The 13,337-nt window shown below is 74.7% G+C and carries 16 protein-coding genes; 8 read left to right on the plus strand and 8 right to left on the minus strand.

From position 1 onward, the window contains the following. Positions 1–27: 27 nt before the first annotated feature. From EBM89_RS10160 to EBM89_RS10180, 5 genes are all read right to left on the minus strand, one after another. Positions 28–2,388 carry an ATP-binding cassette domain-containing protein gene (locus EBM89_RS10160; protein ID WP_122149321.1) on the minus strand — a complete coding sequence of 787 codons (2,361 nt, stop codon included), beginning with the start codon at positions 2,386–2,388 and terminating at the stop codon, positions 28–30. Between the two features lie 39 nt (positions 2,389–2,427). Further along, the gene (locus EBM89_RS10165; RefSeq protein WP_122149338.1) at positions 2,428–2,841 is read right to left on the minus strand and encodes a VOC family protein; all 414 of its coding nucleotides are present in this window, start codon (positions 2,839–2,841) and stop codon (positions 2,428–2,430) included. 10 nt (positions 2,842–2,851) lie between these two features. Next, entirely contained in the window at positions 2,852–3,322 is a 471-nt protein-coding gene (locus EBM89_RS10170) for a helix-turn-helix transcriptional regulator (protein WP_122149339.1), read from the minus strand. Positions 3,323–3,391: 69 nt separating this feature from the next. Next, positions 3,392–4,090, minus strand: a complete 699-nt coding sequence (locus EBM89_RS10175; protein ID WP_147463517.1) for a hypothetical protein — start codon at positions 4,088–4,090, stop codon at positions 3,392–3,394. Positions 4,091–4,113: 23 nt separating this feature from the next. Next, entirely contained in the window at positions 4,114–5,274 is a 1,161-nt protein-coding gene (locus tag EBM89_RS10180) for an epoxide hydrolase family protein (RefSeq protein WP_122149323.1), read from the minus strand. Positions 5,275–5,337: 63 nt separating this feature from the next. Here EBM89_RS10180 and EBM89_RS21210 point away from each other — a divergent pair, with 63 nt between their 5' ends. The 4 genes from EBM89_RS21210 to EBM89_RS10200 all read left to right on the plus strand — a co-directional run bounded on the left by EBM89_RS21210 (position 5,338) and on the right by EBM89_RS10200 (position 7,037). Continuing rightward, on the plus strand, positions 5,338–5,496 hold the full coding sequence (locus EBM89_RS21210) for a hypothetical protein (protein ID WP_158609624.1): 159 nt from the start codon (positions 5,338–5,340) through the stop codon (positions 5,494–5,496). Beyond that, positions 5,493–6,395, plus strand: a complete 903-nt coding sequence (locus tag EBM89_RS10190; protein WP_122149325.1) for an SDR family NAD(P)-dependent oxidoreductase — start codon at positions 5,493–5,495, stop codon at positions 6,393–6,395. The genes EBM89_RS21210 and EBM89_RS10190 overlap by 4 nt, the downstream gene beginning before the upstream one ends. 130 nt (positions 6,396–6,525) lie before the next feature. Continuing rightward, a complete protein-coding gene (locus tag EBM89_RS10195; RefSeq protein ID WP_233571659.1) occupies positions 6,526–6,825 on the plus strand; it encodes an ArsR/SmtB family transcription factor in 300 nt (99 codons plus the stop codon). 2 nt (positions 6,826–6,827) lie between these two features. Further along, positions 6,828–7,037, plus strand: a complete 210-nt coding sequence (locus EBM89_RS10200) for a hypothetical protein (RefSeq protein ID WP_122149327.1) — start codon at positions 6,828–6,830, stop codon at positions 7,035–7,037. A gap of 32 nt (positions 7,038–7,069) precedes the next feature. Here EBM89_RS10200 and EBM89_RS10205 read toward each other — a convergent pair whose 3' ends face one another. After that, positions 7,070–7,612: an NUDIX domain-containing protein gene (locus EBM89_RS10205; RefSeq protein WP_122149328.1), complete on the minus strand. Its 543-nt coding sequence runs from the start codon at positions 7,610–7,612 to the stop codon at positions 7,070–7,072. 129 nt (positions 7,613–7,741) lie between these two features. On the opposite strand from EBM89_RS10205, the gene EBM89_RS10210 reads away from it, so the two are divergent. The 4 genes from EBM89_RS10210 (at position 7,742) to EBM89_RS10225 (ending at position 10,304) form a co-directional block, all read left to right on the plus strand. After that, positions 7,742–8,170, plus strand: coding sequence for a hypothetical protein (locus tag EBM89_RS10210; RefSeq protein ID WP_147463518.1), 429 nt, complete (start codon positions 7,742–7,744; stop codon positions 8,168–8,170). 64 nt (positions 8,171–8,234) lie between these two features. After that, positions 8,235–8,528, plus strand: coding sequence for a DUF4287 domain-containing protein (locus tag EBM89_RS10215; RefSeq protein WP_122149330.1), 294 nt, complete (start codon positions 8,235–8,237; stop codon positions 8,526–8,528). 46 nt (positions 8,529–8,574) lie between these two features. Next, entirely contained in the window at positions 8,575–9,672 is a 1,098-nt protein-coding gene (locus EBM89_RS10220; RefSeq protein WP_369408641.1) for a carboxylate-amine ligase, read from the plus strand. Positions 9,673–9,959: 287 nt separating this feature from the next. Then, positions 9,960–10,304, plus strand: a complete 345-nt coding sequence (locus EBM89_RS10225) for an RNA polymerase-binding protein RbpA (RefSeq protein WP_122149331.1) — start codon at positions 9,960–9,962, stop codon at positions 10,302–10,304. Between the two features lie 100 nt (positions 10,305–10,404). Here the strand turns inward: EBM89_RS10225 and EBM89_RS10230 are convergent, their stop codons facing one another. Both EBM89_RS10230 and lnt read right to left on the minus strand, forming a co-directional pair. Further along, the gene (locus EBM89_RS10230) at positions 10,405–11,202 is read right to left on the minus strand and encodes a polyprenol monophosphomannose synthase (RefSeq protein ID WP_122149332.1); all 798 of its coding nucleotides are present in this window, start codon (positions 11,200–11,202) and stop codon (positions 10,405–10,407) included. Continuing rightward, entirely contained in the window at positions 11,199–12,764 is a 1,566-nt protein-coding gene (lnt, locus tag EBM89_RS10235) for an apolipoprotein N-acyltransferase (protein WP_122149333.1), read from the minus strand. Before lnt ends, EBM89_RS10230 begins: the two co-directional genes overlap by 4 nt. Positions 12,765–13,337: the final 573 nt, after the last annotated feature.

Below are 13,337 nucleotides of genomic sequence, written 5' to 3' on the forward strand. Positions count from 1 at the left end.
GGCCAGGCGGTCACCGACACCGCTCGCTCAGGCCCCGACGTACTGCGCGAGGTGCTCCCCGGTGAGGGTGGACCGCGCGGCCACGAGGTCGGCGGGCGTGCCCTCGAACACGACCGTCCCGCCGTCGTGCCCGGCGCCGGGCCCGAGGTCGATGATCCAGTCGGCGTGCGCCATCACGGCCTGGTGGTGCTCGATCACGATGACGGACCGCCCGGCGTCGACGAGCCGGTCGAGCAGCCCGAGCAGCTGCTGGACGTCCGCGAGGTGCAGGCCGGTGGTGGGCTCGTCCAGGACGTAGATGCCGCCCTTCTCCCCCATGTGGGTCGCGAGCTTGAGCCGCTGCCGCTCGCCGCCGGACAGGGTGGTCAGCGGCTGGCCGAGCGAGATGTACCCGAGGCCGACGTCGACCAGCCGCTCGAGGATGGCGTGGGCGGCGGGGGTGCGGGCCTCCCCCGCACCGAAGAACTCCGCGGCCTCGGCGGCGGGCAGGGCGAGAACCTCGGCGATGTTCTTGCCGCCGAACCGCAGCTCCAGCACCGCGGCCTGGAACCGGCGACCTTCGCACTCGACGCAGGTGGAGGCGACGCTCGCCATGACGCCGAGGTCGGTGAACACGACCCCGGCGCCGTTGCACGTCGGGCAGGCGCCCTCGGAGTTGGCGCTGAACAGGGCGGGCTTGACGCCGTTGGCCTTGGCGAACGCCTTGCGGATCGGGTCGAGCAGCCCGGTGTACGTGGCGGGGTTGCTGCGCCGCGAGCCGCGGATGGCGCCCTGGTCGATGGAGACGACGCCGTCGCGCCCGGCGACGGACCCGTGGATCAGCGAGCTCTTGCCGGACCCGGCGACGCCGGTGACGACGGTGAGGACGCCGAGCGGCACGTCGACGTCGACGCCCTGCAGGTTGTGGCTGTCGGCGCCGCGGATCTCCAGCGCGCCGGTGGGCGTGCGGACGGCGTCCTTGAGGTGGGCGCGGTCGTCGAGGTGCCGGCCGGTGAGGGTGTCGCTGGCGCGCAGGTCGGCGACGGTGCCCTCGAACATGATCGTGCCGCCGGCGGTCCCGGCGCGCGGCCCGAGGTCGACGACGTGGTCGGCGATGGCGATGGTCTCGGGCTTGTGCTCGACCACGAGGACCGTGTTGCCCTTGTCGCGCAGCCGCAGCAGCAGGTCGTTCATCCGCTGGATGTCGTGCGGGTGCAGGCCGACGGTGGGCTCGTCGAAGACGTAGGTGACGTCGGTGAGCGAGGACCCGAGGTGCCGGATCATCTTGGTGCGCTGCGCCTCGCCGCCGGACAGGGTGCCGGACGGCCGGTCGAGCGAGAGGTAGCCGAGGCCGATCTCGACGAACGAGTCCAACGTCTCGGACAGCGCGGTGAGCAGCGGGGCGACCGACGGCTCGTCGAGCCCGCGCACCCACGCGGCGAGGTCGTTGATCTGCATGGCGCAGGCGTCGGCGATGCTGATGCCGCCGACCTTCGAGGAGCGCGCGGCCTCGCTGAGCCGGGTGCCGCCGCACTCGGGGCACGGGGTGAAGGTCACGGCGCGGTCCACGAACGCCCGGATGTGCGGCTGCATGGCGTCGCGGTCCTTCGACAGGAAGGACTTCTGGATCTTGGGCACGAGACCCTCGTAGGTCATGTTCGTGTTCTCGATCTTGACCTTGGTGGGCTCGCGGTAGAGGAAGTCGTGCCGCTCGGTGTCGGTGAACTCCCGGATCGGCTTGTCCCCGGGGACGAGGCCGGACGCGATGAAGATCCGCACGTACCAGCCCTCGGGCACATACCCGGGGACGGTGATCGCGCCGTCGACCAGGCTCTTCGAGTCGTCGAACAGCTGGCTCAGGTCGATGTCGTTGACCTGCCCCATGCCCTCGCACCGCGGGCACATGCCGCCGGTCACGGAGAAGTCGCGACGCTCCTTGACCTCCTTGCCGTCCTTCTGGAACGTGACGGCGCCCGCCCCGCTGACGGACGGCACGTTGAACGAGAAGGCGTTGGGCGAGCCGACGTGCGGCTGCCCGAGGCGGCTGAACAGGATGCGCAGCATGGCGTTGACGTCGGTGGCGGTCCCGACGGTGGAGCGCACGTTCGCGCCCATCCGCTCCTGGTCCACGATGATCGCGGTGGTCAGGCCCTCGAGCAGGTCGACGTCGGGGCGCGCGAGGCTCGGCATGAACCCCTGGAGGAACGCCGAGTAGGTCTCGTTGATCATCCGCTGCGACTCGGCGGCGACGGTGCCGAAGACGAGCGAGCTCTTCCCCGAGCCGGAGACCCCGGTGAACACGGTGAGGCGGCGCTTGGGCAGGTCGAGCGAGACGTCCTGGAGGTTGTTCTCGCGCGCGCCCCGGACCCGGATCAGGTCGTGGGTGTCGGCGGGGTGGGGAGCGGGCATCGTGCCTCCGTCGGTGCTGGGCGGGGGGTGCTGTGCGGCTCAGCCTCGACGCTGCTGGATGCGGATGAGGTTCCCGGCGGCGTCGCGGACGGCACAGTCTCGCACCCCGTACGGCTGGTCGGTGGGTTCCTGCACCACCTCCACGTCGGCGGCCTGGAGCCGGTCGAAGACGGCGTCCAGGTCGGGGGTCGCGAGCAGCAGACCTCCGTAGGTGCCCTTGGCCATCATCGCGAGGACCGTCGCGCGCTCCTCGTCGGTGATGCCGGGGTCCACGGCCGGCGGGTGCAGCACGATCGCGGTGTCGGGCTGCCCGGGCGGGCCGACGGTGAGCCACCGCATGCCCTCGTACCCGACGTCGAGGCGCAGCTCGAACCCGAGCAGGTCCCGGTAGAAGGCGAGCGCGGCGTCCGCGTCGTCGTGCGGCAGGAAGCTGGAGTGGATGGTGAGGTCCATGCCGGTCACGCTAGACGCGCCCGGCACCGAGGGCTTCTCGGTTCCTGACCGGTCGGGAGACCGCCCGGGCGTGGCACGGCGGCATCCCCGCGAGGCCCGCCGGCGCCGCGAGGTCGGCCGCCGCCTGCGCCCGGTAGACGCTCGGCGGGACGCCGACGAGCTGGGTGAACCGGGTGCTGAACGTGCCGAGCGACTGGCAGCCCACCGCGAAGCACACCTCGGTGACGCTGAGGTCCCCGCGCCGCAGCAGGGCGGCCGCCCTCTCGATCCGGCGGGTCATGAGGTACTGGTACGGCGACTCCCCGTAGGCGGCGCGGAACTGCCGGCTGAGGTGCCCGGCCGACAGGTGCACGCCGCGGGCGAGCGCCTCGACGTCGAGCGGGCGGTCGAACTCGCGGTCCATGCGGTCGCGGACGCGGCGCAGCAGCGCGAGCTCGCGCAGCCGCGCGTCCGCGCGCGCCGTCGGGCCGGCCGTCGTCATACCCGCGATGCTGCCACGCCCGGTCGCCCGGCGGGGGTTCGTCCGGTGGGGGTCGGTCACCGCGGGACGTCAGCCGCGGGCGAGCAGGTCGGTGAGGTCGTCCGCGACCCGCTGCGGCGTGGTCGCGTCGAAGTCCGCCCGGTCCAGGCTATTCACCTCGAGCACGACGAACGCGCCGGAGGCCGGGTCGGCGTACAGGGCCTGGTACTCCCCCTGCGGGTTGGTCGGGTACCAGCGGGTGAGCACGTGCACCTCGAGGCCGCGCGACGTCACCGTCTCGACGGCGTTGTCCTGCTCGACGGTGCTCGGCTGCCCGACGAACTCCTCGACCGCGTCCGTCAGCTCCGCGTCCGCCGCGGTCTGCACCAGGCGCACCTCGGCCGAGAGCACGTCGGGTGCCCACAGGTGGCAGGTGTACCGGTAGGAGCCCCGGTCGTCCTCGTCCTGCCAGGGCCCCCACCCGGCGCTGGTGACCTCGGCGTCCTCGGCGAGCAGGGTGGTGCCGTCGGTGAGCAGGCACGGTGCCCCGTCCTCGTCCACGGGCAGCAGCGCCCCGAACGCGTCCGACTCCGGCCACCCGTCGGCGGACTCGTCGAGCCACCGTGCCGGGACACCCGTGGGGTCCTCCGCCGCGGCGGCGAGGTCCGCGGTGCAGCCCGCGAGGACGACGGCGGCGGGCACGGCGAGCGCGGGCAGCGCGAGGCGAGCGGGTCGAACGGGTCGAACGGCACGGGCGGCACGGGCGGCACGGCGGGAGGGTCGGGTCACGTCCGGAAGCCTAAAGGTGCAGATCAGACATTCGGGACACCGTTCACCCGGAAGGGGCGGAGCAGGTCCCGCAGCTCCGCCGCGTAGACCTCCGGCTGCTCGAACGCCGCGAAGTGCCCGCCCCGGGGCGGCTCGCCGACGTGCACCACGTGCGCGGTGCGCTCCAGCCACGCCCGCGGCGGCCGCAGGATGTCCTCGCCGAACAGCGTGAACCCCGACGGCACCTCGACCCGCCGCGCCAGCTGCGCGGGCGGGATGGCGGCGTTCGCCCGGTACATCCGCATCGAGGACGCGATGGTGCCGGTCAGCCAGTAGCCGGTGATGTTGGTCAGCAGGTCGTCGGGCGTGAAGGGCTCGTCCCCACCGCCCCAGGCCCGCATCTTCTCCCCCACCCAGGCCGCCAGCCCCGCCGGCGAGTCCGTGAGCCCGACCCCGACGGTCTGGGGCTTGGTCCGGTGCACGGCGGCGTACGCCCCCTCGGCCGCACCCCAGGCGGCGACGTCGGCGAACCAGGTGCGCTCGGCGTCGGACAGGTCGGCCGGGTCCCCCGCCCACACCGGCAGCCCGGCGTCGGTCCGGTGGACCGCGACCACCCGGTCCGCGTGGTCCAGGGCCAGGTACCGGGCGACGTGGCTGCCCAGGTCGCCGCCGGACACGCCGAACCGCTCGTACCCCAGGGCGGACATCAGCCGCGCCCACAGCCCGGCGACCCCGACGGAGTCCAGGGGCGCGCCCCGCGGGGTGTCCGAGAACCCGAACCCCGGCATGTCAGGCACGACCACGTCGAAGGCGTCCGCCGGGTCCGCGCCGTGCGCACCCGGGTCGGTGAGCAGCGGCACGAGCCGCTCGTAGCGCCACCCCGAGTCGGGCCAGCCGTGGCACAGCAGCAGCGGGAGCGCAGGCCCCGCACCTGGCACCGCCCGGGCGTGCACGACGTGCACCCCCAGCCCGTCCAGGTGCACGCGGAACCGCGGCAGCCGGTTCCGGGCGGCCTCCCGCGCGGGCCAGTCGAAGCCGTCCGCCCAGTACGCGACGAGATCCCGCAGCCACCCCACGTCGACGCCCGCGGACCAGCCCGCGTCCTCGGGCGCGTCCGGCCACCGCGTCGCCCGCAGCCGACGGCGCAGGTCCTCGAGCGCCGCGGGGTCGGTACGCAGCGGGTCGTGCTCGACGTGGTCGCGCATGCCACCAGCGTAGGGCCGGTGCCCCGCCGTGCGGGGGCGGTCGGGCGGGGCTTCACCGAGCGGATGAGACGCGAGAGCCCGCGCCGCGGGCGCGATGCCGCCCTGGCCGCTCTCGCCGTGGCCGCTGTCGTCGCCGGGTGCTCGGGCGGGTTCCCCGCGGACCCCGACGCGGTGCGCGACGAGGCGACCGCGGACCGCGCCGCCGGTACCGTCGGCCCATGAGCACCCCCACCGCCGGATCCGCGTCCCCCGCGCACGCGGGGGGCACCGTGCGCACCGTCGTCGTCACCGGTGCCAGCGGCGGCATCGGCGCGGCCGCGGCTCGGGCCCTCGCCGCGGCCGGGCACCACGTGGTCGTGGTCGGGCGCGACCCCGCGCGCACGGCGGCGGTGGCGCGCGAGACCGGCGGGCCGTTCCACCTCGCCGACTTCGGGGTGCTCGACGACGTGCGGCGGCTGGCGGACGAGCTCGCCGCGTACGACCGGATCGACGTGCTCGCGAACAACGCGGGCGGTATCTTCGGCGATCCCACGCCCACGGTGGACGGCTTCGAGCGGACGTTCCAGGTGAACCACCTGGCGCCCTACCTGCTGACGACCCGCCTGCTCGACGTGCTGGTCGCGTCGCGGGCGTCGGTGATCCAGACGTCGAGCGTCGGGGCGCGGCTGTTCGGCCACCTGCGGCTGGACGAGGTCGCCACGGACACGACCGCCACGGCGCACCAGGCGTACGGCACGGCGAAGCTCGCGAACATCCTCATGACCGTCGAGCTGCACCGGCGGTTCCACGGCGCGGGGCTGTCCGCGGCCGCGTTCCACCCGGGCATCGTGGCGACCGGGTTCGCCGCGTCGTCGCCGAGCGTGATGCGCGGGTTCTACACCGGGCTCGCGCGGTGGCTGATGACGTCGCCGGAGCGCGGTGCGCGGACCCTGGTCCGGCTCGCGACGACGACGCCGGGAGTGAACTGGCGGTCCGGCGACTACCTGGAGCGCGGCCGCCCGGCGCGGCGCCTGAACCCCCAGGCCCGGGACGCCGCGCTGGCGAGCGCGCTGTGGACCCGGTCGGCGGAGCTCGTCGGCGAGCCCGACCGCGACGCGTCGTCCGTCACGCCCCGCGCCTGACGCGCGACGCCCGCGACGAGGCGCACCGCCGACGCACCTCGCCCGCGTCGCCCGTCACCCTGACCAGCACCTTCCTCCGTCGCCGCCCCTCCTGTAACCTGCGACTGACAGGTGGAGGTGTGAGGTGACGGTGGCGGACCTGACCCTGGTGCTCGGCGCGCTCGCCAGCCCGCAGCGGCTGCGGGTCCTGGCCGAGCTCGGCCGGGAGAGCGTGCACGTCAGCGAGCTCGCGCGCCGGGTCGGCATGTCCCGGCCGCTGCTCTACGGGCACCTGACCCGGCTCGAGCAGGCCGGCCTCGTGGTCGGCCACCACTCCGTGTCACCGGACGGCAAGGCGCTCCGGCACTTCGAGGTCGTCCCGTTCGACCTGCACGTCACCCCCGCGACCGTCGCCCGGGCGGTCGCCGAGAGCCCCGAGGAAGGTAGCTGAGCATGGAGTACATCCCCTGGTTCGTGTGGATCATCCTGGCCGCGATCGTGTTCGGCACGACCGCGCAGGTCGTGGACACGGTGCTGAAGCACCGTCGCAAGGTCGCCGAGATCACCCACGGGCCCGCGCGGCACGAGGTGCTCACCCGGCTCGAGGCGATCGAGCGTCGGCTCGACGGCATCGAGCGCACCCTGACCGAGATCCCGGGCTGACCGACGCGGGTTGACCGGCCCGGGCGCGGGCGTCAGCGCACGCGCCCCAGCGCGATCGCCGCGCGCATCAGGGCGGCGATGGACTCGTTGTCCGTGATCGTGCCGTCCGCCACCAGGTCGAGCACCCGCGCCCAGGGCAGCCGGTGGGTGGCGACGATGCCCTCCTCCGCCTGGCCGGTGGCGGCACCCGGCCGCAGGCCGCGCGCGAGCAGCACCCGCCCCGGCGCGTCGCACACGCCGTTGAGCGAGTGCACCTCCCCGAGGTCCTGCCAGGTGTTCGCGACGAGACCCGTCTCCTCCGCGAGCTCGCGGCGACCCGCCTCGACGGGGTCCTGCCCGTCCGAGCCGCCCGCCGGGACCTCGAGCGACCGCCGCCCGGTCGGGTAGCGGTCGACCTCGACGAGCACGACCTCGTCGTCGTCGGTGACGGGCACGACGAACACCGCGGGGTGCCGCAGCCGCACGACCCCGTAGACGCCCTCGCCGCCGTCGGGTCGGGTGACGGCGTCCTCCCGCACCTCGATCCACGCGTTCGCGTAGACGGTCCGGGAGGTGCGGGTCTGCCAGGCGCTCATCCCGCGAGGCTACCGAGGGCCGTACCCGGCGGGCTCGGGGCGGCATCCCCCGCAGGGGCCTGTCGCATTTGTCCGGTTCGACGCGTCGCGTTCACCCGACGGACGCCCGCCGTGCCTAGCGTCGGCCGCGTGAACCGCCGAGCGATGACGACCCTGCCCGCCACCCTGCTGCTGGTCACCGGCCTCGCCGCGTGCTCCTCGGGTCCGCCGACGGACGCCTCGGTCGAGGACTACTGCGGGGCGATGGACGCGTTCTGGGTGTCGATGGAGTCCACCGAGATGGCCGACCACGTCGCCGCCGCGGAGGCGCTCGCGGACTCCGGCACCCCGGCCGGCGCGCCGCAGCAGGCGGTGGACACGGTGGCGGCGATGCAGACGTGGCTCGAGGGCGACCGGGACGACGAGACCGCGTACTTCACGGCGATGTCGACGGACCAGCGGCGCGCGATGACGCAGATGAGCATGTGGGCCGAGATGACGTGCAGCACCGGCGAGGTCGCCGACCTGGAGGACCACCCGATGTGGGAGCAGCGGTTCGGCGAGGACGCGGGGTCCTGACGGCGCGGGGTCCTGACCGCGCGAGGGCCCTGACAGCGCGCGTCCCGGGCGCCATCATGGGGTCATGTCGTTCCAGGCGTACCTCGACGCGATCGAGGACAAGACCGGCAAGACCCCGCGCGCGCTGGTCGAGGAGGCGCAGGCCCGCGGGTTCGCCGAGCCCGGCGTGAAGGCGGGCACGATCGTCGCGTGGCTCGCGGAGGACTACGGCCTCGGGCGCGGGCACGCGATGGCGCTGGTGCACGTCATCACGAAGGGCCCGACGATCGGCAGCAAGCACGTGGGGACGACCGGGTCGCACCGCGACGAGTCCGACACGCTGTGGCTCGACGGGAAGGCCACCCGCCCGGCGCCCTGACCTCCCACCGCAGGACAGCGGCCCGCGCGGCGGTCAGACTGCGAGCGTGCGGACGATCGGTGTCGAGGAAGAGTTCCTGCTGGTGGACGAGGAGGGCGCGCCCCGGGCGGTGGCCGCGGCGGTGCTGCAGCACGCCAGCGCGCAGGACGGCGACGACGACCCCGACCGGCCGGGCGGGGCGCTGGAGAAGGAGTTCGCCGAGGAGCAGGTCGAGACCTCGACGCACCCGTGCACGGACCTCGGGGACCTGCTGGAGCAGGTGCGGGCCGGCCGGTGGCAGGCCGACGCGTCGGCGCGGCACGCCGGCGCCCGTGTGGCGGCCCTGGCGACCTCCCCGCGGACGGCCGACCCGACGGTGGTGCTGAACCGCCGGGCCCAGGACATCGCGGCGGTGTTCGCGCAGACGGCACGGGACCAGCTGACCAGCGGCTGCCACGTGCACGTGGAGGTCGCGGACGACGACGAGGGCGTGCGGGTGGTCGACCACCTGCGGCGGTGGAATCCGGTGCTGCTGGCGCTGAGCGCGAACAGCCCCTTCTGGCACGACGAGGACTCGGGGTACGCGAGCTTCCGGTCGCAGATCTGGGGCCGCTGGCCGACGGCAGGCCCGACGGCGCCGTTCGGGGACGCGGCGACCTACCGGGAGACGGTCGACGGCCTGGTGGCGAGCGGGACGATCCTGGACGCGGGGATGGTCTACTTCGACGCACGGCTGTCCGTCCGCTACCCCACGGTCGAGGTGCGCGTCGGGGACGTGTGCCTGGACCCCGCCGACGCGGTGCTGCTCGGCGCCCTGGTGCGGGCGCTGGCGGAGACGGCGCTCGGACCCGACACCGACCTCGGGCCGCAGCCCCGCACGGAGGCGCTGCGCGTGGCGACGTGGCGGGCGGCGCGCTCGGGCCTCGACGGCGACCTGGTGAGCCCGCTCGACGGGCGCCCGGTCCCGGCGGGCGAGGCCGTGGCCGCGCTGGTGCGGCACGTCACGCCCGCGCTCGCGGCAGCGGGTGATCTTGCCTGGGTCCACGAGCACCTCGCCGCGCTGCTCGCGCGGGGCAACGGGGCGAGCCAGCAGCGGCGCTGGCGGCACGAGGGCCTCGGCACCGCGGACCTCGTGCGGCGGGCCGTGGAGCGCACCCACGCGTGACCCGCGCCGGGTGACCTGGCATGATGGCTCCTTCGAGGAGTCCGGTCGTCACCGACGGCCGGACCACGGCGCGGAGGCCGGGACCGAGGACGCGACAGCGCGCGACGGGTCCGGGCCACGTCCAGCGGCGCCCGGACGCCGCTCGCGCGGGCCGCGTGCCGCCCGCCCCCGGCCCCCGCCGCGCGTTCACGGGACCTTCACGCCAGACTGGAACACTGAACGGTCCCCGGACGTTGTCCCCCACTGAGTAAGCACTACGTCTGTACGTCAAGGCACGGAGGTCCCTGATGTCGAACCGGTCCCTGCGCGGTATGCGCATCGGGTCCCACAGCATGGAGACGGACGAGGGCGTCGACTTCGCCCCCCGGCTCCAGGCGTACTACGACTGCCCCAACGGGCACACGATCATCCTGCCGTTCTCGGTCGAGGCCGAGGTCCCGGTGGTGTGGGAGTGCCGCTGCGGCGAGGAGGCGCTCCTGCGGGACGCCTCGAAGCCCGAGCCCAAGGCGACCAAGCCCCCGCGTACGCACTGGGACATGCTGCTGGAGCGGCGCACGATGAAGGAGCTCGAGGAGCTCTTCGACGAGCGCCTCGAGCTGCTCCGGGCCGGGAAGCTGCGCCGCAGCGCCTGACCCGCACGCCGCACGCACGGGCCCGCCACCCCACCGGGGTGACGGGCCCGTCGTCGTCTCCCCGTGTTCTTACCCGTGCCGGCTGCGGGTCAGCCGCAGATCAACCGCGGCGCAGCCGCCGGGCGAGCGAGCGCACCTGCTGCACCCGGTGGTGCGCACCCCACACGGTGACCTTGACCAGCGCCTCCACGACGATGGACCGGCTCATCTTGGAGCGGCCCTCGGCGCGCTCGACGAACGTGATCGGCACCTCGACCACCCGGCCGCCGACGCCGAGCACCCGCCAGGCCATGTCGATCTGGAAGCAGTAGCCGTGCGACGCGACGGTGTCGAGCGCGAGGTCGCCGAGGGTGCTCGCCCGGTAGGCGCGGAAGCCCGCGGTGGCGTCCCGCACCGGCAGGCCCATGGCGATCCAGGCGTAGACGTTCGCGCCGCGCGACAGCAGCTGGCGGTGCAGCGGCCAGTTCACGACGCGGCCGCCGCGCACCCAGCGCGAGCCGATGACGAGCTCGGCGTCCGGCACGCGCGCGAGCAGGCGCGGCAGGTCCTCGGCCCGGTGGGAGCCGTCGGCGTCCATCTCGACGACGACGTCGTACCCGCGCTCCAGCGCCCAGCGGAACCCCGCGACGTACGCGGTCCCCAGCCCCTGCTTGCCCGCGCGGTGCAGCACGTGGAACGCACGCCGCCCCCGCTCGTCCGCGTCCCGCGCGGCCAGGTCCTCGGCGAGCGCACCCGTGCCGTCCGGCGACGCGTCGTCCACGACGAGGACGTCGGCGTCCGGGACGTGCTCGCGCAGCGCGGCGAGCGCGCGCGGCAGGCTGGCGCGCTCGTCGTAGGTCGGGACGACGACGAGGACGCGCGCGCCCTGCCCGGGGGCCCCGGGCCGGTCGGCGGTCACGCGGCGCCCTCCGGTCGATCGGCGCGGCGGATCCGGGCGGCCCCGGCCATGCCGGCCACGGTCATGACGACGGCCAGCGCCCCGACGATCCCGGCGGGCCAGGCGCCGAGCCGCGCCGCCGGGGTCAGCGACTGCCGCAGCGGCAGGCGCGCGACCATCTGGTCGGGCGTGAACAGCTCGGTCTCCTGCGCGACGGCGCCGTTCGGGGCGATCACGGCGCTGACGCCCACGGTGGAGACCTGCACGGTGGCGCGGCCGAGCTCGACCGCGCGGAAGCGCGACATCGCGAGCTGCTGCGTCGACTCCGCGGAGAACCCGAAGGACGCGTTGTTGGTCTGCACGACGAGGATCTCCGCGCCCTCGCGGACGGCCTCCCGCACGATGCCGTCGTAGGCGACCTCGAAGCAGATGACGTCACCGATCTGCACGGTGCGACCCAACCGCTCGGACTCGAGCGGGACCACGCCGGGCTCGGTGCCGGCGATCATGTCGTTCTGCACCAGGTCCACGGCGGACGAGAACGGGCGCACGATCTCGCGGATCGGGATGTACTCCGCGAACGGCGCGGGGCGCTGCTTGGAGTACCGGGCCACCGGGCCGACGCCGGGCTCCCACAGCAGCGAGGTGTTGTAGCGGCCGCCGGTCTCCGGGTACTCGATGGTCCCGACGAGCAGCGGCGCGTCGACGGCCTGCGCGGCGGCGTCGATGTCCGCGGCGGCGGACGCGTCCACCTGCGGGTCGATGTCGGTGCCGTTCTCCGGCCAGAGCACCAGGTCCAGGTCGCCGGGCTGCACCTGGTCGAGCAGCGCGTACGTGCCCGCGAGGTGGTTGTCGAGGACCTCGCGGCGCTGGTCGAAGGCGTGCAGCCCGGGCTCCGCGACGTTCCCCTGCACCGCGCCGACGGTCAGCGTGCCGTCCTCGGCGCGGGTGCCCAGCGGGACGAGCAGCCCGACGACGAGCATCGCGCCCGCCAGCCCGAGACGGCCGAGGGTCGGCAGCAGCGCGAACCGGCGGGCCGCGGACCACGCGAGCGCGAGGGCCACGCCGGACGCGACGACCACCGCCGACACCAGCGGCGCACCGCCGAGCCGGGCCAGGCCGATGAGCGGCGCGTCGGACTGCGAGAACGCCAGGCGGCCCCACGGGAACCCGCCGAACGGCCACATCGACCGCAGCTCCTCGACGGCCACCCAGAGCACGGTGAACACCACGAGCTGCAGGGACGCCCGGCGCCACACGGCCTCGCCGCGCCGCGCCCACGACCACGCCGCGCCGAGCAGGGCGATGAACCCGGCCTCGGCGACCGACAGGGCCAGCCACGGCACCACGCCGACGGCGTCGTCGGCCCAGGTGAGCAGCGGCACGAAGAACGCGAGGCCCCACACGAACCCGAGCAGCGCGTTCCAGCGGGCGCTGTCGCGGCGCATCGCGTGGAACAGCAGGGCGACACCCGGTGCGGCGGCGAACCACCAGCCGAGGTCGGGGAAGGCGGACCAGGTCAGCAGGCCACCCAGGAGCGCCAGGACCGCGCTCCACCAGCGGGAGGGGTCACGTGCGGGCACCGCGCCAGGGTACGGCACCGACGTGGGTGATCGGCCGACCGACCGGCCCGCGTGCCCTTCGTACCGCACAGCACCGCGAGGCGCTGGGCGTTCTCTGATGAGCACGCGGGCCCGGCCGGGGCCCGACGCGGTCCGGGCTCCTCGTCGCGGGTTCCGCGGGACGGGATGTGGTCCGGACCACGTCCGAGAACCTATCGGAACGACCGGGGGTGTCAAGGGGGCGCCGGGCCTGGTCACCGGCGTCGACCGAGGTCACGCGCCGTGCGGAATCTGTCCGATTTGTCGCGAAGGCGGGAGGGCGTCGGCGTGTCGTCCGGCGTGTCGGTGTCGGGCCGCGGCGCCGTCCGCAGGCGCCCCGGTCCGGGCGAGCGGATGAGGCGGGACACCCGGACGGCGGACGCGCGTCACCCGCTCGCATGACCGGCGCGCCCGGGACGCGCGGGGCGGCCGGCGCACGCGGGGTCGTCGCGGACCGCCCGGGGTCAGCCGATCCCGTCGTGCAGCACCACGCCCGCGCGGACGGTCCGGACGCACGTCGGGTCGGGCGCGTCGGCGGACGACCCGGGCAGCGCC

The sequence above is a fragment of the Cellulomonas triticagri genome, assembly GCF_003696205.1.
Classification (GTDB): domain Bacteria; phylum Actinomycetota; class Actinomycetes; order Actinomycetales; family Cellulomonadaceae; genus Cellulomonas; species Cellulomonas triticagri.